Genomic DNA, 524 nt, shown 5'->3' with positions numbered 1-524 from the left:
ATCTGCTTTCACCGGCTCATACACAATCTTTTCACGGATACTGGCAGACTCCAGCCATGCTTTAGGGGCCTTCGTGCTTGCGCTAGCATGACTACTCCCCACGGATGTTTTGCGAACTAGCCCCTTGATGCCTGTCGCTGTACCTTCACCCGCAGGTGTGTATTTCTTCTGCACTTGCTTTAAAGCCGCTTGTGCCGTCGCTTTGTCCTTTACAATGCCAACCATCTGTCCGTTGACCTTCACTTCTACTCCTTTGGCATAGGCAGTCAGCATGCCGTCCAACTTCTTCAGCGTGGCTGCGCTATCGATATCCGCCTTATATGCCTTTTCTGTGCTCGTCGTGACCGCGCTCGTATTGAGCACCATTTCCACGTCAGGATACTTGTCTTTATACTGCTTGCTCTTCGTTGTATACAGCTGCTTAAGCTGCTGCTCATTCAGGATACTGCCGACCTCAACGCCTTTAACATACACTTTATAATAAGGAACCGTATTGGCACCAACATACTGATTGCTAGCAAAAA

1 pseudogene is annotated in these 524 nt (G+C 49.0%); it reads right to left on the bottom strand.

Going from position 1 to position 524, the window contains the following annotated elements:
• Positions 1-524 (bottom strand): annotated as a pseudogene (locus AC27IT_RS28225) (hypothetical protein); the annotation flags it as partial.

This window comes from Brevibacillus sp. YAE8, from assembly GCF_057543335.1.
Note: the sequence above shows the minus strand (reverse complement) of the source record. Positions and strands in the feature narration are given on the sequence as shown.